We start from the raw sequence: 1,404 nt of genomic DNA on the forward strand, positions 1-1,404 counted from the left end.
CTCCTAGGCCCCTTAATTAAACTGGAGTCATCCCACCCAATAATTTAAACTGGAGATAAGGGGGAGATGACGAGGATGGGAAAGAGGCTGAAAGAGGAAGCACGGCTTAAAATCGTTAAGGAAGCGTTGGCTGGAGTTAAGGTGGGGGTGTTATCCCGTATATATGACATCCATCCAGAAACCATACGTGGGTGGATTAGGGATCATCGTGACTCCATTCCACCCGAAGAAATTCCGGTTGCAGACGAGCATCTGCAAGAACTTCAGCGACTTCAGGATGTGGAACAGCGCTACGAAAAGGCCATGAAGGTGCTCGGGGAAAAAGAACTTGAGCTTGAGATTCTGCGAGAACTGCTAAAAAAGAAAGACCCCGCTTATCCGAAAAATTCGAAGTAGCAGACCTATTTATTAAGCGGGGGGAACCGGTGGCATGGGTTCTGCGAATACTTGGATTATCTGAATCGACGTACTACGATCGTAAGAAACGGGCTACCTGTCCGGCAACAAAACGCCCACCAGAAGGCCAGATGGGGCGTCCGGTACCGGGCTACTCCTTTACGGTTACGGGAGAGAAAGTCAGTGACGAACAAATCAAGGAGTGGCTGCTTGAACTCCTCGAAGGCGAAGAGCATGTCTATGGCTACAAACTTCTTGCGCAATGTATTCGTAACCGGTACAGCGTAAAGCTGAACAAGAAGAAAGCCTATCGCTTGTGTAAAGATCTAGGGATTCTGAGGCCATCCCGTAAGCGCCTCCCCTCACATCCACGTCGGCTCCCTAAGAACCGGGTCGTCACGGGGTCCAACCAGTTGTGGCAAATGGACATCAAGTACGGCTACATTATCGGTCAGGAACGTTTCTTTTTCGTGCTTAGTATCATTGATGTATTTGACCGTGTCGTGGTCCAGCAGTACAGAGGACCCGTATGTGAGGCCAAACATGCGGTCCAAACCCTATGGCGGGCGCTACAGAGTCGTCTCCAGTCCGGAGAAACCATGCCCGTGATTCGAACAGACAACGGGCCGCAATTCGTCAGCAAATTATTTGGAGATACCTGTGAAAGCCTGGACATGATTCACGAACGTATCCCGCCACGGACACCCAATATGAATGCATACATTGAATCCTTTCATAGCTTATTGGAACGCGATCTGTTCAGCCAAACAGAGTTTATGACCTTCGAGGAAGCCTACGAGGCCCTTGATCAATACATGGACTTCTACAACAACCGCAAGATGCATGGCAGCTTGAAGTTAATGCCTCCTGCGAGGTTTTCAGAATGGGTCAAGACACTGGAGGACTCCTCGAAATTTCATAAAGCCATGTAAACCCTCGAAATAAAGAGTTATTTTACGAACGCTTGCTAATTGTAGGGCATGACTCCGGATTTAAGGGGCCTAGCCG

2 protein-coding genes are annotated in these 1,404 nt (G+C 49.1%); both read left to right on the plus strand.

Annotated elements, in window-relative coordinates; genetic code table 11:
• Positions 1-75 precede the first annotated feature (75 nt).
• Positions 76-396 (plus strand): helix-turn-helix domain-containing protein, encoded by a 321-nt coding sequence (locus L691_RS0120025; RefSeq protein ID WP_025692135.1) that lies wholly within the window; start codon positions 76-78, stop codon positions 394-396.
• Between the two features lie 29 nt (positions 397-425).
• Positions 426-1,328, plus strand: a complete 903-nt coding sequence (locus L691_RS0120030; protein WP_232229231.1) for an IS3 family transposase — start codon at positions 426-428, stop codon at positions 1,326-1,328.
• The last annotated feature ends 76 nt before the right edge of the window (positions 1,329-1,404 follow it).

Source organism: Paenibacillus zanthoxyli JH29, assembly GCF_000520715.1.
GTDB lineage: Bacteria > Bacillota > Bacilli > Paenibacillales > Paenibacillaceae > Paenibacillus_AQ > Paenibacillus_AQ zanthoxyli.